Origin of the sequence: Allorhizobium sp. Av2 (genome assembly GCF_021462805.2) — a bacterium.
GTDB classification, from domain to species: domain Bacteria; phylum Pseudomonadota; class Alphaproteobacteria; order Rhizobiales; family Rhizobiaceae; genus Allorhizobium; species Allorhizobium vitis_G.
Map to the genome: position 1 here is coordinate 3,130,599 of NZ_CP192696.1, position 21,408 is coordinate 3,152,006.

General features: G+C 58.0%; 13 protein-coding genes. 6 read left to right on the top strand and 7 right to left on the bottom strand.

Annotated elements, in window-relative coordinates; translation table 11 throughout:
• Positions 1-4: 4 nt before the first annotated feature.
• The 4 genes from FS819_RS14690 to FS819_RS14705 all read right to left on the bottom strand — a co-directional run bounded on the left by FS819_RS14690 (position 5) and on the right by FS819_RS14705 (position 4,705).
• On the bottom strand, positions 5-2,260 hold the full coding sequence (locus tag FS819_RS14690) for a chemotaxis protein CheA (protein WP_070164339.1): 2,256 nt from the start codon (positions 2,258-2,260) through the stop codon (positions 5-7).
• Positions 2,261-2,275: 15 nt separating this feature from the next.
• Positions 2,276-2,641, bottom strand: coding sequence for a chemotaxis response regulator CheY1 (gene cheY1 / locus FS819_RS14695; protein WP_006726298.1), 366 nt, complete (start codon positions 2,639-2,641; stop codon positions 2,276-2,278).
• On the bottom strand, positions 2,638-2,934 hold the full coding sequence (locus FS819_RS14700; protein WP_041698243.1) for an STAS domain-containing protein: 297 nt from the start codon (positions 2,932-2,934) through the stop codon (positions 2,638-2,640). The genes cheY1 and FS819_RS14700 overlap by 4 nt, the downstream gene beginning before the upstream one ends.
• Before the next feature lie 136 nt (positions 2,935-3,070).
• The gene (locus FS819_RS14705; protein ID WP_234624545.1) at positions 3,071-4,705 is read right to left on the bottom strand and encodes a globin-coupled sensor protein; all 1,635 of its coding nucleotides are present in this window, start codon (positions 4,703-4,705) and stop codon (positions 3,071-3,073) included.
• A gap of 746 nt (positions 4,706-5,451) precedes the next feature.
• Here FS819_RS14705 and dxr point away from each other — a divergent pair.
• On the top strand, positions 5,452-6,645 hold the full coding sequence (dxr, locus tag FS819_RS14710; RefSeq protein ID WP_156547989.1) for a 1-deoxy-D-xylulose-5-phosphate reductoisomerase: 1,194 nt from the start codon (positions 5,452-5,454) through the stop codon (positions 6,643-6,645).
• Between the two features lie 66 nt (positions 6,646-6,711).
• Here the strand turns inward: dxr and FS819_RS14715 are convergent, their stop codons facing one another.
• On the bottom strand, positions 6,712-7,947 hold the full coding sequence (locus FS819_RS14715) for a serine hydrolase domain-containing protein (protein ID WP_156547990.1): 1,236 nt from the start codon (positions 7,945-7,947) through the stop codon (positions 6,712-6,714).
• A gap of 77 nt (positions 7,948-8,024) precedes the next feature.
• Positions 8,025-9,239: a 5-aminolevulinate synthase gene (hemA, locus tag FS819_RS14720; protein WP_070164335.1), complete on the bottom strand. Its 1,215-nt coding sequence runs from the start codon at positions 9,237-9,239 to the stop codon at positions 8,025-8,027.
• Between the two features lie 698 nt (positions 9,240-9,937).
• Between hemA and FS819_RS14725 the strand changes: the two genes are divergently transcribed.
• The 5 genes from FS819_RS14725 to FS819_RS14745 all read left to right on the top strand — a co-directional run bounded on the left by FS819_RS14725 (position 9,938) and on the right by FS819_RS14745 (position 19,590).
• Positions 9,938-10,201, top strand: coding sequence for a YMGG-like glycine zipper-containing protein (locus FS819_RS14725; RefSeq protein ID WP_015917366.1), 264 nt, complete (start codon positions 9,938-9,940; stop codon positions 10,199-10,201).
• A 190-nt stretch (positions 10,202-10,391) separates the two neighbouring features.
• On the top strand, positions 10,392-12,332 hold the full coding sequence (locus tag FS819_RS14730) for an autotransporter assembly complex protein TamA (RefSeq protein WP_409050045.1): 1,941 nt from the start codon (positions 10,392-10,394) through the stop codon (positions 12,330-12,332).
• A gap of 43 nt (positions 12,333-12,375) precedes the next feature.
• Positions 12,376-16,590 (top strand): translocation/assembly module TamB domain-containing protein, encoded by a 4,215-nt coding sequence (locus FS819_RS14735; RefSeq protein WP_197434097.1) that lies wholly within the window; start codon positions 12,376-12,378, stop codon positions 16,588-16,590.
• Positions 16,591-17,317: 727 nt separating this feature from the next.
• Positions 17,318-18,997, top strand: coding sequence for a methyl-accepting chemotaxis protein (locus FS819_RS14740; protein ID WP_234624546.1), 1,680 nt, complete (start codon positions 17,318-17,320; stop codon positions 18,995-18,997).
• Positions 18,998-19,110: 113 nt separating this feature from the next.
• Entirely contained in the window at positions 19,111-19,590 is a 480-nt protein-coding gene (locus FS819_RS14745) for a chemotaxis protein CheW (protein WP_015917370.1), read from the top strand.
• A 119-nt stretch (positions 19,591-19,709) separates the two neighbouring features.
• On the opposite strand, the gene FS819_RS14750 is transcribed toward FS819_RS14745, so the two are convergent.
• Complete coding sequence (locus FS819_RS14750) at positions 19,710-21,368, bottom strand: OFA family MFS transporter (protein ID WP_156547994.1); 1,659 nt, start codon at positions 21,366-21,368, stop codon at positions 19,710-19,712.
• Positions 21,369-21,408: the final 40 nt, after the last annotated feature.

Below are 21,408 nucleotides of genomic sequence, written 5' to 3' on the forward strand. Positions count from 1 at the left end.
TGGACTATCCTGCGACGGCTAACGACATTTCCTGCTTGAGAGACTGACCGCGCGAAGCAGCAACGACAGCATCCACATCCAGGATCAGAGCCACGCGGCCATCGCCCAGAATAGTTGCCGCGGCGATACCGGGCACATGAGTATAGTTGGCCTCGAGGCTCTTGATGACCACCTGACGCTGACCCTGGATGGCATCGACCATCAAGGCGCGCTGACCGCCACCTTCCGATTCAACCAACAGAGCAACACCATCGATCGGGTTGGCCTGGGCAGAGCGGAAGTTCAGGATCCGACCGACATCCACCAATGGGCAGAAGCTGTTACGGATCGAAATCAGCCGCTGGTTAGCCCCGAAGGAATGGATATTCTGGGCTTCCGGCTGCAAGGTTTCAACGATGGCCGTCAAGGGAACGACAAGCGTCTGGCCAGCAACGGTGACGACCATGCCATCCAGAACCGCCAGTGTCAGCGGCAAGCTCATGGTGAAAGTCGAGCCCTGACCGGGGCGCGAGCTGATGGAGATGCGCCCGCCCAATGCCTGGATGGACCGCTTGACCACGTCCATGCCAACGCCGCGGCCGGAAATGTCGGAAATCTTGTCCGCCGTGGAAAAGCCCGGCATGAAAATCAGATTGTCGATTTCCTCGTCGGACAGATTGGCGTCGGCAGCGATGATATCGTTGTCGATTGCCTTCTGACGGACCCGCTCGCGGTTGATACCGGCGCCATCGTCGACCAGTTCGATCACGATACGGCCAGACCGGTGCTTTGCCGTCAGCTTGACCGTGCCTTCCGGGTTCTTGCCTGCGGCAGTGCGCTTTTCAGGGGTTTCGATACCATGGTCAACGGCATTTCGGATCATGTGTGTCAGCGGCTCGGCCAGCTTGTCGATGACCGTCTTGTCCACTTCGGTGTTTTCACCTTCGGTGACCAGGCGGATCGATTTTCCAACCATATCAGCGACTTCGCGGACGATACGCGACATGCGCTGGAACACCGGCTTGACCGGCTGAGCACGGATCGCCATCACCGAATCCTGGATCTCGCGGGTGAGCTGTTGCAGCTCTTCGAGGCCCATATTGATCGACGACGTGCCGTTGGTGTCATTTTCGATGACGCTCTGCGACAGCATGGCCTGGTTGATGACAAGCTCGCCCACCAGGTTGATCAGGCGGTCGACGCGATCGAGATCGACGCGGATCGTTTGCCCGGCAGCCGAAGCTGCGGACTGGTTTTGCGCGGCGGCAGCGGCAGCGGCAGCAGCAGCGGCTGGAGATTCTCTCTTCTCCCTAACGGCACTGACCACCTTGGTTGCGGTATCGGCGGCTTCCACGGCCTCGGCAATCAAGTCAGCCGAGCTATCGTCAGCCTCTTCAGCGCCGCTGTCGTCGTCCAGCGCGGACAGATCGAACGGCACCGGTACCATCGGCAGCTCATCGCTTCCTTCAGCAGCAGTCGCTTCCTGCTCCTTGATTTCCAGTTCGCAATCCCATTCGGCAAACTCGAAAACAGTCCGAACGCCTTCTTCGCCTTTTTCGCTCTTCACCAGGATTTTCCAGGAGAAGTAAGCCTCCTCAGGATCCATGGATTCAAGCGTCGGAACGGCGCTTACATTACAGTTCAGGCTGACTTCGCCGATGCGCGACAGATCGCGCAGCAAGAGCGTGGCGTCATTGCCCTTGGCATAGAGATCCCGGCGCGGCTTGAAGGTCACTTCAAGCGGAGGAGACACAATGGGCGGCTCTTCGTCGGCAAAATCGTCAAAGGAGAATGGAACGGGTGCAAAACCGCTATCATCCGTTGCTGCTGGCGCAGGCGCAGGCTTGGCAGCCGCCTTTGGCGCAGGTGCCGGTGCTGTGGCGGATGACGAAGGCATTTCACCCTTGGCAAGCGCTTCCAGTTCCTTGACAAGGCCGCTTGAACGCGAAGGATCGACGCTGCCACCGTCACGAGAAGCATTGGTCAGGTCGGCGAGCACGTCGGCCGACTTGAGCATGACCTTCATGACTTCAATGCCCGGTTCCAGCTTATTGGATCGAACGCAATCAAGGGTGGTCTCAAAAACGTGAGCGAAGGCAACGAGATCGTCGAGACCGAACGCGCCTGCGCCTCCTTTGATGGAATGAACAGCTCGGAAAACAGCATTCACCGTCTCCGGGTCACGATCCCCATCGTTCATTTTCAGAAGACCGGATTCCAGTTCCGCGAGCTGTTCCTCGCATTCCTGGAAAAAGATCTCTTTGATTTCGTTCATATCCATCGAAGTCAGACCCCGTTAGGCGGTTACACGTTCAATCGCATCGATCAGTTTCGTCGGATCGAATGGCTTGACGATCCAGCCGGTAGCGCCGGCCTGGCGCGCACGGTTCTTCTTCTCAGCATCGCTTTCGGTCGTCAGAACGAGGATCGGAACGGCGCGGTATTTTTCATTGCGGCGTACGCCCTCGATAAAACCAAAACCGTCAAGGCGCGGCATGTTGATATCGGTAACGATCACGTCGGGATTGCACTCTTCAAGCACTTCAAGACCTTCGACGCCGTCTTCGGCCTGGATGGTCTCGAAACCCGCATTGTTGAGGGTCACGAGAAGCATGTTGCGGATGGTTCTAGAGTCATCCACGGTTAATACTTTTTTCTTCATTGCCGGATCTCCGCGATCAGTTGATCGTTGTTCAAGCCCAAGAGCTGTATGGTTTTGGTGAAAGCGTCTGACGCCTTCTTTATCGAGAAGGTTTTCTGGTCTTCTTCCCAGGTTTTCGCGCCCGAGACGAGCACCTGGGCGCAAAGTGCTCCCATCCGCTCGACACCGGATGCGTCGATTTCAATTGCTCCTCCCCGCATGGACAGAAGCTTGTCCTTGAGCTGAGACGCTTCATTCAAGTCGAGCACCGATGCCAGCTTAAGCTGCGCCGATGCGCCTTTCTTGCTCGCCATAGACTGTTTCCCTACCGTTTCTATCGACCGCCCCATAAGGGTTATGAGAGTTCAAAACCTAAGCGCTTCTCCGGCACGAAAAGCCGTTTCATCCCGAACCTTCCTCCGTTGTATAAGAGGTAGGTAAATAAACCGCTCACATCGAAAGGCCTCCTGCCCGAATCGGCACTAAAAAATCGTGCCCCCCGAAGTCCTCGGAAAAAGCCACCATCGGCAGCTCTGCCGCTTGCGCTGATGGTACCGGGTAACCGTTCGACGGGTTGGTCTGGCTGCCATGATATTGGGTGCGCTCAATGGTGAATTGCCGCACGGTCTTGCCAAGCTCGACGATCACCGTATGCAGGTCGGCACTGTCATCCGCCGCCTGGCGTGACAACTGCGCGCTTGCACGCGATGTTTCGCCCTGGGCTTCCAGCACACAAGCGACGCTATCCAGGGCTGCGGCCTGTTTGGCCGTTTCGCCCGCCATCACCGAGACCGATCGATTGATATCGACGACCTGCGTGACGATGCTGGAAATCGCATCCTGGGTGCGATTGACCATCTCCACCCCGGCTTCGACCTGATGTTTGGTGGCCGCAACCAGGGCCTTGATTTCCCGCGCACTGTCGGCGGAACGCTGGGCCAAGGCCCGCACTTCCTGGGCAACGACGGCAAAGCCCCGACCGGAATCACCGGCACGGGCCGCCTCGATCCCGGCGTTCAAGGCCAGAAGATTGGTCTGAAAGGCAATTTCATCGATGGAGCCGATAATATGGCCGATCTGCTCGGCAGAGGTTTCGATATCCGCCATGGCGGCGATGGCCTTGCCAACCACCTCGCCGCTCGCTTCAACCGCCTTGACGGTCATCTCGACAGCCTGCTCGGTGAGTTTCGACTGCGCCGCGTTATGGCTGACCGTTTCGGTCACCTGCCGCAGGCTGGCGCTTGCCGCATCAAGGTCCGCCGCTGCTTCATCGGCCCGCACACCCAGCGCGGCCCCTTGCTCACCAAGGGCGGCGCTGACCTCTTCCGCTGTGCGGCGGCTGGCGTCCATAACGGAAACCGCAGCGCAAATGCTCTCCATCGCGCCATTGAAACTCGACACGAGATCCTGGTATTCCTCCGGGACATCCGTGTTCAACCGGCTGGACAGATCGCCCTGCGACAGCGCCGTGAATGCGCCCTGAAACAGATCCGTGACGCTGGCGCGCTCCTTGCGCCGCAGGTCGGCCATGTCGCGATGATGCTTGAGGCGCAATTCGTTGAAGCGCAGGGAAACGGCAATTTCCACATCCACCATGACCAGACGAATGAGCGCACTGACCAGCGCCTGCAATTCGGCGGCTCGCTTGCGCGAGGACGGCATGAAGCCGCGATTGGCAAGATCGGCGAAGACGGAACTGACCAGGCCCTCCAGAACAACGGCATGGCCGGCAATCTGCCAACGGGGGTCGAGCCCCATCCGGCTCTGGCTATCAGCCAGCACCTTGACACGTTCGGCATAGAGCGCATCGAAACGCGCGTCGGTCATTACTTCCCAGTGGGAAACATAGAGATCATGGAGGCGGTCGATCTGCCTCTCGCCGGTAAACTGACGGGCCGCATCGGGTGCCGTCTGCAGCTTGCGAAAAAACGCGCGCAGACCCGTTTCCACCTCAGGCTCCAGCCCGACCCGGTGGCGGCGCAAAAGACTGCAAGCATCCTGGTCCAGTCCGGCAAAATTCAGCCGGTCCCGCAAGCTGCCAGCCTGCGATCCACCTGTCCGTTCTGCCTCAGCGTGCTGAACCAATTGCCAATCCCCGCGGGGTCGGCCCTGTCGAACCAGGAACTGACCGCCATCACCTGTTAAATCGTCCGCATGGATACGCTATACGCCGCATAACCTTGAGAACCGCTCTGTACTGGAGATACCGGATCGGAACCGGTACGGTGGGACTGGCATCATGCCGGGTGGGACGCGCAACGCGCCCATTCCTCCGTGTCCTACAATCTTTATGGTTAATTCGTTGATTGGAGGTTAATGTTTATTCAATGCTCAACTTTACTGCCAAATTCTTAAAATTTGAATCTATTTGTGAAGGCCTAAACGTGAAATCAAGCTTGGAGCAAGGTTAAGTTGTGCTAATGTGGCACCAAGCGGCATGAAGGTCGAAAAGGTGGGCAATGATTGTTCTAGTAATAGGGGCTGCGCTGATTGCAGCAAGCACGATAGTGGTTGTATCGCTGAATGAGCGAGGCAAGTTGGCGGTCGCGACAAAGCCGACATTCTGACATACCATGCGTTTAACCCACGCATGAAGAGCAGTCCAACCTAGTAAAACTGCTGGATTTATCATCTTCAATCGAAAAATTGCCCAGATATCTGGTCCATATCCTTCTAAGGATAGGTAGGGGCTGGCTGTGCCGTATCAAATCGTCCGCAGCCCTCAAGGGGCCTTTCACGGTCCACCAACGCACGCCATCGGCTTGAAGCTTGCCGCCCTGCCCATTCCCCTGTAGACGCATGGGGAACAGGTGCAATTGCCGGATATATCTATGAATACCGCCACGTCCCAGCCCCGCCGCCTCACCATTCTGGGGTCGACCGGCTCTATCGGAACCAACACACTTGATGTGATCAGACAAATGGGCGGGCGCGATCGCTTCGATATCATGGCCCTGACAGGGCACGGCAATGTCGCGCTTCTGGCGGAGCAGGCATTGCTGACAGGCGCAAAGCTGGCGGTTACCTCCGACGAAAATCAATATATTGCCTTGAAAGACCTGTTGTCGGGCAGCGGTATCGACGTTGCAGCCGGCAGCAGCGGGTTACAGGAAGCAGCATGCCTTGAGGCCGACTGGGTGATGGCCGCCATTGTCGGCACCGCCGGTTTGCAGCCGACCTTGACCGCCGCCGCACGCGGCGCCGATATCGCGCTGGCCAATAAGGAATGCCTTGTTTCGGCAGGCGAATTGTTCATCGAGACGGTACGCAAGGGCGGCGGCAAGATTATCCCCGTCGATAGTGAGCATTCGGCGATTTTCCAATGCCTGGACGAAAATCACCGCGACACACTGGAGCGCATCGTGTTGACCGCCTCGGGCGGGCCATTTCGCACCTTCACCCGCCAGCAGATGGCCGATGTGAGTGTTCAAACCGCCCGCGCCCATCCAAATTGGTCCATGGGACTGAAGGTGTCGATTGGCAGCGCCTCGATGTTCAACAAGGCGCTGGAGATGATCGAGGCAAAGCACCTGTTCGATCTGACACCCGACCAGATCGAGGTTATCGTCCATCCGCAGTCTATCGTTCACTCCATGGTGGGCTATAGTGACGGCTCGGTACTGGCCCAGCTTGGCGTGCCGGATATGCGAACCGCCATCGGTTATGCGCTGAGCTATCCGAAACGCGCGGCGCTGGATGTGGACCGGTTGGATTTCACCAAGCTGGCGCGGCTGGATTTCGAAGCGCCGGACCTGGACCGCTTTCCGGCCATCCGTCTCGCCCGTACGGCGCTTGAGCGCGGCGGCTTGCAGGGCGCCGTGTTGAACGCCGCCGAGGAATGTGCCTTTGAGGCTTTTGTCGAGGAAAAAATCGGTTTTCTCGACATGGCCGATGTGGTCGAGGATGTTATGGATCATCTCATGAGCTTGGCACCAGCGACCGTGATTGCCGATGTCTTTGCCGCCGATGCGCAGGCACGACGCCGTGCCCAGGAGGTCATCCTGAACCAAGGCCGCATGCGGTAATCCAGAATGCTGCAACTCTTTAAATCTGCTGCATAATTTTTCTTGAGCCGATTACGGCTTCAGGACCTATGCAGCCGCACATACCGCGGCACGCAAGCGCTCGACATACGTGCCATCACAGCCTTCCAATGCCGTATTGCTCAGGCTGACCACGGTCAAACCGGCCTCGGGAACGATGAACCAGGTATTGCCATAGACACCACCCCATTGCACCGCGCCCGGCGGCAAGGCGGTGGCCGCTGCGGCGGAATCGGTGATGACAGCACCGAGAAAGCTGAAGCGCTTGCCGGGAAGCCCCATGGGGAGATCGCCGATCTGGTTGGAGAGACACATTTGCGCAAGCTCGGGTGACATCAGTCCACCGCCGCCAGTACGAATGGTTTCAAGCAGCGTCAGGACATCCAGCGCTGTACCGGCCATTCCTCCACCACCGGACTGGAAGGCACGGGGATTGAAAATCCGCGAGGGGGAAAAAGCCGGCCCCTCGCCGCCCCATGGAGCCGCAGCCTTCCATCGCTCCTCCATCCGCTCGGCCCTTTGTTCGCCGTCCCGATACGGAACCGCAAGCCGCGCCATATCCCTCACATGGAAACGAGCATCCGTCAGCCGCAAGGGGTCGCAGACATGCTCGACCACCGCCGCCTCCAGCAGGTTTCTGCCTTCGATAGAGCCGAAATACTGGGCGAATGCCGTCTTGCTTGTTGCGCCAGGAACCGGAGCTGCTGCCCCATCATCTTCGTCCTGCTCCCCTGCACGGCTCGCACCATGCACCTTGGCAACAACTGCGCCCAGCAGATCCGTGGCGATAGAATAGCCCCAACGCTCGCCAGGGGCAAAAGCCAGCGGAATGGCATTATGGCGGCTGAAATTTTCCTCAACCGTCAGATCCGTATCGAGAAGACCGAGATTGATGGCCCGCTCCCGCGGCAGCCTTTGCAGCGCCGGATCATAGGTCAGACCCGATGTGTGAGTGAGCAGATGACGCACCGTGATGGCGGCGAAGGTGCCGGCTGGCGTCTTGGGCCGGAACCAGGGAAGATGATCAGCCACCAGATCGTCAAGCCCCAGCAATCCCTTGTCGACCAGAGTGAGTGCCGTGACCGCGACAAATGGTTTTGTGACGGATGCGAAACGAAAAATCCTATCGAACTGCATTGGAATACGCGCTTCCCGATCCGCATAGCCAATGGCCCGCCGCAGCAGGGGCTGTCCGTGCCTGAACACCATGACCACCGCCCCAACCAGAGCCTCGCTTGACACAGCCTCTTCCAGCACGCGGTTGACCCGCTCGACAATCGACATCCCATCCCTCCCCTAAAACAAAATGCGGGCCATGTGACCATGACCCGCACAACCTGCGCAAGAGTGAAATGGAAAAATCAGGCGACAGCCCGCGCCAGCGCACATCTCGACCAGAGCTGATGCAGGGCGCCGACCAGATGATCGACATCGGCATCGCTATGCAACGGCGTTGGGGTGATGCGCAGGCGCTCGGTTTTCTTCGGCACTGTCGGGTAATTGATGGGCTGCACATAGATATTGAAATTGTCGAGCAGGATATCGGAGATCCATTTGCATTTGGCGGCATCGCCAACCAGGACCGGCACGATATGGCTGGGATTGGGCATATGAGGAATACCGCGCGCATCCAGAAGCGACCGCAACCGGCGTACCCGTTCCTGATGGGCGAAACGCTCGATCTGGCTGGACTTCAAATGCCGGATCGACGCAACTGCACCGGCAGCCAGCGACGGTGGCAAAGCTGTCGTAAAGATAAAACCTGACGCAAACGAACGGACGAAATCACACAAGGCGGTCGAGGCGGTGATATAGCCGCCCATCACCCCAAATGCCTTGCCAAGCGTGCCTTCGATGATCGTCAGACGGTCCATGATGCCTTCACGCTCGGCAACGCCGCCGCCGCGCGGCCCGTACATGCCGACCGCATGCACTTCGTCCAGATAGGTCATGGCGCCGTAGCGGTCAGCCAGATCGCAGATTTCCCTGATCGGCGCGATATCGCCATCCATCGAATAGACGCTCTCAAAGGCGATCAGCTTCGGTGCCTTGGGATCGGCGGCCTTCAGCTTGGCTTCCAGATCCTTGACGTCGTTATGCTTCCAGATCACCCGTTCGCATTTCGCATAGCGGATGCCTTCGATCATCGAGGCATGGTTCAGGGCATCGGAAAAGATGATCAGGCCAGGGATTTTCTGCCCAAGCGTACCGAGCGTCGCCCAGTTGGAAATATAGCCTGACGTGAAAATCAGCGCCTGTTCCTTGCCATGCAAGTCGGCCAGTTCCTGCTCCAGCAGAACATGATAGTGATTGGTGCCGGAAATATTGCGGGTGCCTCCAGCACCCGCGCCACAGTGATCGATGGCGTTTTTCATCGCCTCGACGACCTGTTCGTTCTGGCCCATGCCCAGGTAGTCGTTCGAACACCAGACGGTCACGTCATGCTGACCGTTTTCCGTGTAGCGGGTGGCACGTGGAAAATTGCCGCGCTGGCGCTCAAGATCGGCAAAAACCCGGTAACGGCCTTCTTCGTGCAGGCCATCCAGTTCGCTCTTGAAAAACGCTTCAAAATCCATTGCGCCTGCTCCAATCTTCCTGGATCTCTTTTGAGATCGTTCGGGGCAGCGGTCAACCCCTTAAAGTGATTCTAAACTGCGACAAAAGGCACCGGCGCTGATGCGGGGTTCGATAACCACTGCCACCATCGCTGCCCGACGATCGATCTCCCCCATCGCCGCAGGCCGCATGTTCATTCACTAGCCGATACGGATCCAAACAGACTTGATCTGTGTCAAGCTTGAAGACGCAGACGGCGAGAGTGAACCCGAACACAGCAGACATTTATTATAGAATAAACTAAAACAAAATAACTTTAATATGGGTTACCACCCATCGTCCTCAGCTATGTCGGCAATTGCAAATTAGCGGTATTCACAACCGGAATATGAGCGACTATCTTCAGTGATCATTGCCATAAGTCGCCTATCGCGAAAAAAATCGTCCATGCTGACAATCGCTTTGAGAGACACCTTAAAAAACAGAGTGTTTCCGGTGGACATTCGGCGCTCTCGCTATATGTTTTGGCAATGTTGGGATTCCAGCAATTGGCCAGCAATGGACAACAATCGGCAGGAAATGCGTCAAAAGACGACAAATAATGCTGCATAACAAAATATCAGCGCAGGGGCGGACGCGCCGGAAGACCCAAATCTGGCCAGGAAAAGAACGATCGGCGAGACCTTGGTATCCGGATAAATCCAATACGGAGATGGACATGAAAAAGGCAATTATACTCATTCTGGCAGGCCTGGCAGTCGCCGGTTGCACGGAAACCGAAAAGGGCGCCGGCATTGGCGCAGCGTCGGGCGCCATCATCGGCGGCGTCGCAACTGGCAATGTCCGCGGTGCCGCGGTTGGTGCTGCCGTGGGTGGCGTAGCGGGCGCCATCATCGGACGCGTCAACGAGCAGCCGGGCCAGTGCTACTATCGTGACCGCTACGGCCGTCGCTACGTCGACAATTGCCCACGCGGCTACTGATATCCAGCCACCGCCGGACCCAGCCGTTCTCGGTCAGATCCGGCGGTGGCAATAAGAATACCGGAAAAGTTCACCGATGAACTTTTCCGGCTATAATCGCGGATGGGAATAGCGATTTCGGAGCAAGGGGTGCGGGATGGTTTTGCTCCAGCCAGATTGAGGACTTCAGACACTGTTTAAACCGAGTAGGGTGACATTGCCGAATGTCAGTAAAGCGTTTCGGACGTCAGGCACCGCTCTGGCATGTGTCGTCGTGGGTGCGGCAGCCTTGTCGTTTCCCGTTGACGCCTATGCCTTCAAGATTTTCGGGATAACCCTGTGGGGCCGCGATGAAGGCAAAACGGATGTCGTCGATCCCGTGCGTTATTCTGTCGATCTCCAGTCGAAAGAAGCTTCAGTCAATCGCGATGCGAAAGATGCTTCCGGCGACCTGAAAGATGCGCTGGAGCAAAGCTCGCAGCTGATCCAGGAGAAGGACAAGCCGGTCTCCGGCGATCTTGGCGTGGTCATCAAGGCCCGCGAGGACCGGGAACGGCTGCTGGCGACACTTTACGAACACTCCTATTACGGCGGCGTCATTACCATAACGGTCAATGGCACGCCCCTGGATAGCCTGCCCCCCAATCCTGAATTTCCTCGCACGAAACCCGTGCCGGTCAAAATAGAGGTCGAGCCCGGCCCGGTCTTTACGCTCGGCAAGGTAACGTTGACCGGCGATGCCGCAAAGCTCGATCCAACCGCCTATGATCTGGTGGCGGGCAAGCCTGCCGGGTCTCTGGCAATTATCAAGGCCGCCAACAAGATGGCCGATGATCTCAAAGCGCAAAGCCGTCCTCTTGCCCGCATTTCCGAACGGCAGGTGGTGGCCGACCATCGCAATAACCAGGTTGATGTGACCATTGGTATATCCGCAGGGCCTGTCGCGCCCCTCGGTCCGGTTAGGGTCTCCGGCACCAAGGCCATTGATCCTGGTTTCGTGCAGAAATATTCACGGCTCAAGGCCGGTCAGCCCTATTCGCCGGAAGATCTGCGCAAGGCCTCCGACCGCTTGCGCAAACTGAACGTCTTCTCCAGCGTGACTGTGACGCAAGCCGACACACTCAACCCGCAAGGTGCCATCCCTCTGAATATCACCGCCTCGGAAGGCAAATTCCGTTATTTCGGGGCCGGCGCAACCTATGACACCATCGACGGCGCGGGATTGCAGGGCTATTGGGGCCACCGCAACCTGTTTGGCCAGGCGGAATCCGTCCGGATCGAAGGCACCGTCAGTGGTATTGGCGAGAGAACCGATGCGACGGATTTCGATTATTCCGCTGGGATCACCTTTACCAAGCCGGGTTTTCTCCTGCCATCCGGTACATTGGAAGCGTCGATCAAGGCGGCAACACTCAGCACCGATTCCTATGATGCCGACACCATCACCGGCAAGCTGGGCTATGCCTACGAATTGAATGATTATGACACGGTCTCGGCAGCAACCGCGCTGGAATATGCCCGGATCGATGATGCCTTTGGCCGAAACGATTATCTGACCTTTTCCGTGCCTCTCGATTACGTGCGCGATACCCGCGACAACAAGATGAACCCGACCACAGGCTACCGCGCCACGCTCAGTGCCGCGCCAAGCTATGAATTCTTCGGCAGTACCGTATTTTCCAATTTCGAAGGGTCGATTTCCGGCTATTACGGGCTTGGCGCGGAAGACCGGGTGGTGCTGGCGGGCAAACTTGCGGTAGGGACTTTGTTCGGCACTGGCAGTCTTGCCGATATTCCGGCAACAAGACGGTTCTTCGCTGGCGGCGGCGGCTCGGTGCGCGGCTATGGCTATCAGAGCATTTCGCCCAGAAACAGCGCGGATGACGCCACCGGCGGGCTTTCCTACATGACAGCCTCACTGGAAACGCGCATCGGTATTACCGAAACGATTGGCCTGGTGCCGTTCTTCGACGTCGGCACCGTGTCCAGTGGGCATGTGCCCGATTTCTCCGATATCAAGGCAGGCGCGGGCATCGGCCTGCGCTATGCGACGCCGTTCGGCCCGATCCGACTGGATGTGGCCGTGCCGCTCAATCCCTATCCCGACGGCGACAAATACGGCATATATGTCGGTATTGGACAAAGTTTCTGACGAAGAAGTAGCCTTTCGGGACAGAAGAAGGTCGGAACAGACAGTGAGCGCACTCAAAACCCTATTCTCAGGCCTTGGCCGCATCCTCGCCTATGGTTTGCTGGTGCTGGCTGCGATGCTGGTCGTGGCGCTGACGCTGATCGGCACGACGCAGTTCGGCAGCCGCTTCATCGGCGATTTCGTCGCCTCACTGGTGTCGAAGCCAAATCGGATCATCGGCGTGGACGGGATCAGCGGCCTGCTGGACGGTCATTTGCGGGTGGACACAATCACCGTTTCCGACGCGAACGGTGCTTATGGCCGAATTCAGGATCTCTCCATCGACTGGTCGCCGCTGGCGCTGATGTCACGCCGTTTTGAGGCCTCGCAGATCAAGGCCGCCTCCCTGACCCTGGCCCGCAAGCCCTTGCCGACCGTGGAGACGACGGCAGAAACCTCCAGCAGCAATGGCTTCAGCCTGCCGGTGGATGTCAGGGTCGAGCGGGTGTCCGTGCCGGAAATCCGGCTGGAACAACCGCTGATCGGCACTGCGGCCAAACTGGCTTTGGACGGCAATGTCGAGGCCCAGAGAGGTAGTGCGGCGAACCCGCAAGCCATCACCTCGCAGCTGACAGTGAGCCGTGCAGATCTGCCGCAGGCAAACCTGTCGGCCCAGCTCGCCTACGCGCCGCAGCAGAACCGGCTGGATGTTGATGCCACCCTGCAGGAGCCGAAGGGCGGAATCCTCGCCAACCTGCTGCAATTGCCGGATGATCCGGCGCTTGCCATCACGGTCAAGGGCGGCGGTCCGATCAACGACTGGAAGGGATCGCTGACGGCAACGCTCGACGGTACACCGCGATTAGACATCACCACCACCCATAGACTGGCTGCGGACGGTCGGCATGTGGCCATCAATGGTGCCGGTGCCTTCGATAGCCTGTTGCCCGCCAATCTTCGCGACCTGTTTGCTGGCAAGACGATGATCGATATTGCCGCGCGTCTTTCCGATGACGGTGCCTTGAGCGTGGAAAAAGGCAGCGTCGAGACCGGCAGCCTGTCGCTTGCCGCCAGCGGCACCTATACGCCGAAAGGCGAAAATTCCCTTCATGCCACACTGACCGGCAAGAATGGCCCAGCCGCGATCCGTTGGCCGCTGGAAGATGGCACCCTCGCCGCCCAAGTCTCCGGCCTGACATTCAGCCTGACCGGGGCTGCCGAAGCGGCAAAGCTTGAAACGACCGCATCGCTGGAGAGCCTGGCACTGCCGCAGGGCACGTTTGGCGGCATTGCTCTTAAGGCAAGCGCTCCGGCTTTCAACCTGACAACCCGTTCCGGCAGCATCGATACCATACTGACCGTGCAGCAGGCGCAGCTGACGGACCCGACGCAGGCGCGCGCCATAAAGGCGCCGCTGACCCTCAAGGCCCCGATTGCGGTCAGCCCTCAGCAGATCACCGCCCAACCGCTTACCATCGAAAGCCCGGCGCTTGGTGGCAGCGTGACGGCCACCTATACCCTCGCCAGCAAGGCCGTGGAGGCGGAGTATTTACTGTTTGCCCGGCCTGAAGCCCTGCCACAGGCCGTGACGGAAAAGCTGGTGGGAACGCCTGGTGGCACGGAGCAAACCAATATGGTGAAGCTTTCCGGCGAGGCACGCTATTCCGCAGGTGATGGAATTGTCATTCCAGGCTTTACACTGGAAACACGACTGCTGAACGCTTCGGGCAAACTGTCTTTTGCCAGACAGCAGCTCGCCGCCACTCTCTCGGGAACAGTCACTGATCTCAGCATCTTGCAGGCCAATGCATCGGGCAAGGCGGCGTTCGACCTCCAGGCCAATGGTCCTGTCAGTGCCTTGCAGACCAATGGCACGATCACCATCGACGCAGCAAAGCTTGCCGGCCGCGCCCTCACTGGTTTTTCCATGGCGGCGAAAGCCGACCTGACACGCGGCGCGCCTTCTGCGACGCTGACCGCGCAAGGCGCGCTGGATGGCAAGCCGGTGCGCTCCAACCTCAACCTCACCTCCAAAGACGGCATCATCTCCCTGCCGGATCTGAGTTTGACGGTGGGTGACAACAGCTTGAAGGGCGCCCTGAACTTTTCCCGTGCGCGTCTTCCCAGCGGTTCTGTCGATTTTGACTTTCCCGATCTGGGCCTGCTGGCCGCCCTTGGCGGACAGACCGCATCGGGCGATCTGAAAGGCTCCATCAGACTGGATGAGGCCAATGGCAAGATTGCCGCCCGGATCAAGGCCAATGGCACCGCCATTCGCCAGGGCACGACAACAATCGCCCAGCCATCGGTCGATGTCACCACCAACGACCTCCAATCGCTGGCCTTGCAGGGCATGGTGAAGGCGGACCGGATCTCCACCGGCTCTGCTCTTGTGGAACAGTTGGCGCTTCAGTTCGACCGGAGAGGAACCCGCACCGATATCAACCTATCGGGACGATATGACAATGCACCTTTGACCGGAAAAGCGCTGGTGCAGCAGGATGGCAATAGTATCGGCATTGCCCTGCAGGATTTTGCAATCAGCCCACGCGGCATCGCCGTAACGCTAGCCCGGCCCACTGATATCACCGTGGAAAATGGCACGGCGACAATCGAGACGCTGACCATCAAGGCGGGCAGCGGCACAATCACGGTCGCTGGCAAGGCAGGCGCGGTTTTGGATATGACAGCGCAGATCAACGCGCTCCCCGCCTCGCTTGCCAATACACTCTCTGCCAACCTTGGCGCTAGCGGCACACTCTCCGGCAAGATCACCGCCACCGGCAGCACATCCGCTCCGAAGATCGCTTATGACCTGCGCCTCGATGATGCCAGTGTCACGCAGATGCAGGCCGCCGGCCTGCCGCCTCTGGCGATTGCAGCCTCCGGCACCTTTGCCGAAAACCGCCTGTCCGTGGACAGCCGCGTGTCCGGTGGCGGCGGCCTGAATGTCACGGGCGGCGGCTCGTTGTCCCTTGAAGGTGACAAGCCCATCAATATGGCATTCAAGGCCAATCTGCCGCTCAGCGCCTTGCAGGGCCTGTTGACCAAGCAAGGATTGACGGCGGAAGGCAATGCCAATGGCGATATCCGCATTGGCGGCACCCTGTCATCCCCGGCTTTATCCGGCACCATCAGCACGGCCAAGGCCCGGCTGATTGATGTGAAGCACAATATCGCTCTTGAGCAATTGGCCGTGGACATTGCCTTGACCGGCGATCAGGCCCGGATCAACTCCGCAACCGGCAGGATTTCCGCCGGAGGCAGGGTGTCGGCGACCGGCACGATCGACCTGAAAGCTCAGGGATTGCCCAGCGACCTTACAATCAAGCTCGACAACGCCATCTATATCGATGGTACGCTGGTCACCGCGACCGTCAACGGCACCATGGGGTTGAAAGGCCCCTTGATGGATGGACCGACCCTGTCCGGCAAGCTGACGCTCGACAAGACATCGATCACCATTCCCTCCCGGCTGCCGGGATCGATTGCCCAACTCGACATCAAGCACAAGAACGCCCCCGCCGACGTGCGCCGCCAGACGGCAATTCTCAATCCGGAGAAAACGGGGGACGGCAGCAACTCGCCGGTTCTGCTCGACCTGCAAATCGCGGCTCCCTCGCAAATCTTCGTGCGCGGACGCGGGATCGACGCCGAACTGAACGGCACCGTGACCATCAAGGGCAGTATCGCAGCACCGCAAGTCTCGGGCGCCTTCACCATGCGGCGGGGCCGGATGGTCATTCTCACCAAGCGGCTGGATTTCAGCTCAGGCAAAATCACCTTCAGCGGTGGCCTTATCCCGGTTGTCGACTTCGAGGCTACCAGCACATCAGGCAGCACGACGCTGACAGCCAAGGTATCCGGCGTGGCAACCGACCCGGATATCAGTTTTTCCTCCGCCCCCGCCCTGCCGCAGGACGAGGTCCTGGCACAGCTTATTTTCGGCCAGTCGATGGCGAAACTGTCGCCACTGCAAATTGCTCAATTGGCGGATGCCGTCGGTCAGTTGGGCGGTGGTAATTCGACATCGCTGTTCAACAGTCTTCGCAGCGCCGTTGGCGTCGACGATCTCGACATCAGCACCGATTCCAAGGGCAATACCCAGTTCAGCGCCGGAAAATACCTGAACGACAAAACCTATCTTGAATTCCAGCAGGGCAGCACCGGCAGCAAAGCCGTGATCAACCTGGATGTCGGTCGTGGCTTCAAGCTGAAAGGTGAAGCAGGCGCCAGTGGATCGAGCGGCGGCGGCGTATTCTATGAGAAGGAATACTAGAGACCGTCAGACTCAAAACGTCTCCGATAGGTTCAAGGCGCGGTCTACTCGCTGCATGGCATCGTAGCCTTATAAGCGCGCGATGCACAACACCCTGAATTTACTTTAGAATTTCTCAAATCGAGGTAGTTCAGGGAATTACGGACAAACAAGACCATGGATCGCCAGCGCTTTATCGCAGGCATAAATCTCGACTAAATATTTTTTACACTCTGGATCGTTTTCTCGTTAAATACGGCGAGGACTTAAGAAATTGTACAGCGAACTCTCGGTAAAATTCAGCCTGAGAAGCTCCCGAAGTCCAGTGTCCTTAACGGCCCTAAAAGACCAGAGGTGTCGACGCTATTCAAAGGAAAGCTTGAATAGCTATTTTTTAATAAAATATCTGTATGAATATAGGGGTTAAGCCAAGGCAAGGCCATCGATCACACAACAAAGCCATCGATCACACAACAAAGCATGTGAGATTGCTCTCCTTACTTGACGTCACACGAGCCAATACGGTTCGGCGTTATGCATAGGCCCTTGGATCTAAAAAATCGATCACACTGAAGAATTATACGAACAGTCATTGAAAATGATTTTCGTATTCAACCTGCAACTCCCCAAGGCGAGGATGCGATTCACATCTTCGAGCGTTGGTATGGTTCGAGAAATACAAGCACCGCGGCGTCATCAGGGAATGCCCCAACAGGACACGCCTGCTACAGGACACAGAGGAAGAACGATGCTGGGTTTCGGTTCAGATGCAGAAAACATTCTGTCGGCGCTTGCAAAATCGCAGGCCGTGATCGAGTTCGATCTCGAAGGCACGATTATCACCACCAACGACGTCTTCTGTCGTTTGATGGGGTATCGGCCCGAGGAACTCAAAGGGCGCAAGCATGCGCTGTTTTGTGATCCCTCCTATGTGTCCTCTGCGCCATACAAGGCATTCTGGAAAAAGCTTGCAGACGGACAATCGGAAACGGCTACCTTCAAGCGGATCAACAAGGCAGGTCAGGAAGTCTGGATCAACGGCTCCTATAATCCGGTCTGCAATTCCAGAGGCAAGCCTTACAAGGTGGTCAAGATCGCAACTGATGTCACCGCTGCCCAGTTGCAGACCCTGGAAGACCGCGGCAAAATGGCTGCGATTTCACGCGCTCAGGCAGTCATTGAATTTACCAAGACCGGAGAGATTCTTACTGCCAACGAAAACTTCCTGAAAGTGCTGGGATATAGCTTGGCCGAGATCCAGGGCAAGCATCATTCGATGTTCTGCGAGCCTTCCTATACCGCGAGCCGCGACTACAAGCTGTTTTGGGAAAAACTCAGCAATGGCGAGTTCATCGCAGAAGAGTTCAAGCGCATCGGCAAAGGCGGCAAGGTGACATGGATTCAAGCCTCCTATAACCCGATCTTTGATGCCGACGGCAGGGTAATCAAGGTGGTGAAATTCGCCACCGATGTCACTGACCGGGTGCGGTGCGTACAGGAAATCGGGCACGCTTTGCAGGCTCTTTCGGATGGCGACCTAACGGTGACGCTGGAGCGGCCTTTTGTGTCAGGCCTCGACCAAATCCGGATGGACCTCAACAATGCCATGGAAAAACTGACAACCGCGATGCGAACCGTGGCCATGAACGCCAACGCAATCGCCGCTGGAACCAACCAGATCAAATCTGCTTCTGACGATCTTTCCCGCCGCACCGAGCAGCAGGCTGCCTCTGTCGAGGAAACCGCCGCAGCCCTTGAGGAAGTAACCCAGACGGTCACCGACAGCGCAAAGCGGGCAGCAGAAGCCGCCAATCTCGTTGCGCGCACCAAGGCCCAGGCTGAAGCCTCCAGCCAGGTGGTTCGCAACGCCATTGACGCCATGGGCCAGATTGAAAACTCCTCCAATGAGATTTCAAACATCATTGGCGTGATTGACGATATCGCCTTCCAGACCAACCTTCTGGCGCTGAATGCCGGAGTTGAAGCCGCCCGCGCGGGCGAGGCAGGCAAAGGCTTTGCCGTCGTTGCCCAGGAAGTACGCGAACTGGCACAACGCTCTGCCAAGGCCGCCAAGGAAATCAAGCTGCTGATTACCACGTCGACCAGCCAGGTCGAAACCGGCGTGTCGCTGGTGGGTGAAACCGGCAAGGCGCTGACGACGATCCTGGCGGAAGTTCAGGAGGTCAACCGCAATATCGGCGCCATTGTCGAAGCGTCTCGGGAACAGGCAACCGGCCTTAGAGAAATCAACAAGGCCGTCAACACCATGGACCAGAATACCCAGCAAAATGCCGCCATGGTGGAAGAAAGCTCGGCGGCGAGCCATGGTCTCGCCCAGCAAACCGAAAACCTGCGCAACCTGCTCGAACAATTTAGATTTGAGAAACATTCTTCCGCTAGGATGAGCCATGACAAATATGCGGCGTAGCGGCAATCGCTACGCATCGCATGGACGAACATCAGACTAATGATCGCAATACAGCCCCGGCGGGTAACCTGTTTACAGGAAGCGGAGGGCGAAAGACAGGCGGGACGGATATCATGGCAACACCTATTACCCCTACCAGCTTCGGCGGTGAAAACCTCGAAATCATCGCGTTTCGCCTGCATGACCAGGAGTTCTGCGTCAAGACCACCACAATCCGGGAAATCCGCGGCTGGGCGCCTTCCACGCCCATTCCGCATGCACCAGCCGATGTGATCGGTGTGATGAACCTGCGCGGTTCAGTCATTCCGATCATTGATCTTGCCTACAAGCTCGGCATGAAGAGCACGGTTGCCAATGAGCGCTCCGCCATTGTCGTCGCTGAAGTGCACAATATGGTCATCGGCATGCTGGTCGACCGGGTGTCCGACATCCTGACCATCCCCTCCAGCCAGGTTCAGCCGGTACCTGAAGTTTCGGCCTCTTTCGACAAGACGTTTTCCGAAGGCATCATCGCCAATGAAAACGGTATGATCTGCTTCCTGAACCTTTCCAAAATGTTCAAGGGCAGCGAGCTGGAAGAGCTGGCGGCCTGATCATTAAAAACCAATAGTATCGAAAGCGGCCTCATCGGGCCGCTTTTTTTGTTTTGGTGCTTTTTGTTCTGTTATGCGAAATGCCGCCCTGCCTAAGCAGGGCGGCATGGCAAGGTTGGTTAGCCAAACAGCACCAGCGTGCTGCGCAGAGTGACCCAAACACCCCAGAGCAAGGGAATGCCGACAACGGCCCAGGCAAGTGCCGCCTTGGCGTCGAAACCACCCTTGCCAATGCCGAACGAGCCGGTCGGGCCAGCACTGGCAGCGGCAGTCTTGGCCTGAAGGGCGGCAACCTCGTCATCCGACATGAACCATTTCTCCGGCAATGGACGGATCAAGGCATTGGCGACAAGGCCGAGCGCCAGCATGCCGGCCAGGATATACATCGTGCCGGTATAAAGTGCGGGACCGGGGGAAATCCCGGCAGCAATCTGGGCTTCGCGGATATAGTTGACCACGACAGGACCGACGATGCCCGCCGTTGCCCAGGCCGTCAGCAACCGGCCATGAATGGCGCCCACGAATTGCGTTCCGAAAATATCGGCGAGATAGGCCGGAATGGTGGCAAACCCGCCGCCATACATCGACAGGATGACGCCAAACGCCAGAACGAATAGCGCCTTGGAGCCCAGACCCGCCAAGGTCGGTGCTATCGCATACAGCAGGATGCCGAGCAGGAAAAAACAGTAATAGGTGTTCTTGCGCCCGATCTTGTCCGACATCGACGCCCAGAAAAACCGTCCGCCAATGTTGAACAGCGACAACAATCCGGTAAATCCGGCAGCGATGGCGGCAATCTGTGCCTTTTGCGCGGTATCCAGTTGCGAGAATGTCAGGTCCGGCAGACCGATCAGCGAGCCGGCGAAAATTTCCTGCAGCATGGGCGAGGCCATGCCGATCACTCCGATACCCGCCGAAACATTCAGGCAGAGCACAGCCCAGATCAGCCAGAATTGCGGGGTCTTGTGAGCATCACGCAGATGCACGTGGCGATGGGTAATCATGCTGCTCTTGGCAACAGGCGGGGTCCAACCTTCTGGACGCCAGCCAGCCGGGGGAATGCGGTAACCGAAAGCGCCGCCCATCATGAAGACGAAATAGATGGCAGCCATGACTACGAACGTCTGCCAGACGCCCGGCCCGGCATCGGAACGGAACACGCCCATCAGTAGGTTGGCAAGCGGCGCACCGATCATCGCCCCGCCGCCAAAGCCCATGATTGCCATGCCGGTCGCCATGCCGCGCCGGTCGGGAAACCATTTGATCAGCGTAGACACCGGAGAAATATAGCCGAGACCAAGCCCGATGCCGCCGATCACGCCCGCACCGATCCACATCAGCCACAGTTGATGGGTGAAAACCCCCAGCGCCGCGACGAGAATGCCGCCGCACCAGCAGCAGGCCGAAACAAACCCGGCACGGCGCGGGCCAACCCGCTCCAGCCATCCACCCCAAAGCGCTGCGGAACAGCCGAGCAGCACGAAGAACAATGTGTAGATCCAGCCGAGATCGGCGACGCGCCAATTGCATTCGGTGGTGAACAGCGCGCCGACAAGTGACAGACCAGCGCAGCTTGCAGGCACCGTGGTGCCCAATGCCTTACTGAGCGGCAGCCAGAAGACGCTAAAACCATAGGCCATGCCGATGCAAAGATGAATGGCAAGCGCTGCTGGTGGCACCAGCCAGCGATTAAAACCCGGTTTTGCGATGATCCGTTCCCGATCAAGCAAACCGGCAGATGATGACAGCGCTGTCCCCGGCGCATTCGTAACTGCCATAAATATCCCTCCTCGTGCTTCTATCCAAATGGAGGCACCA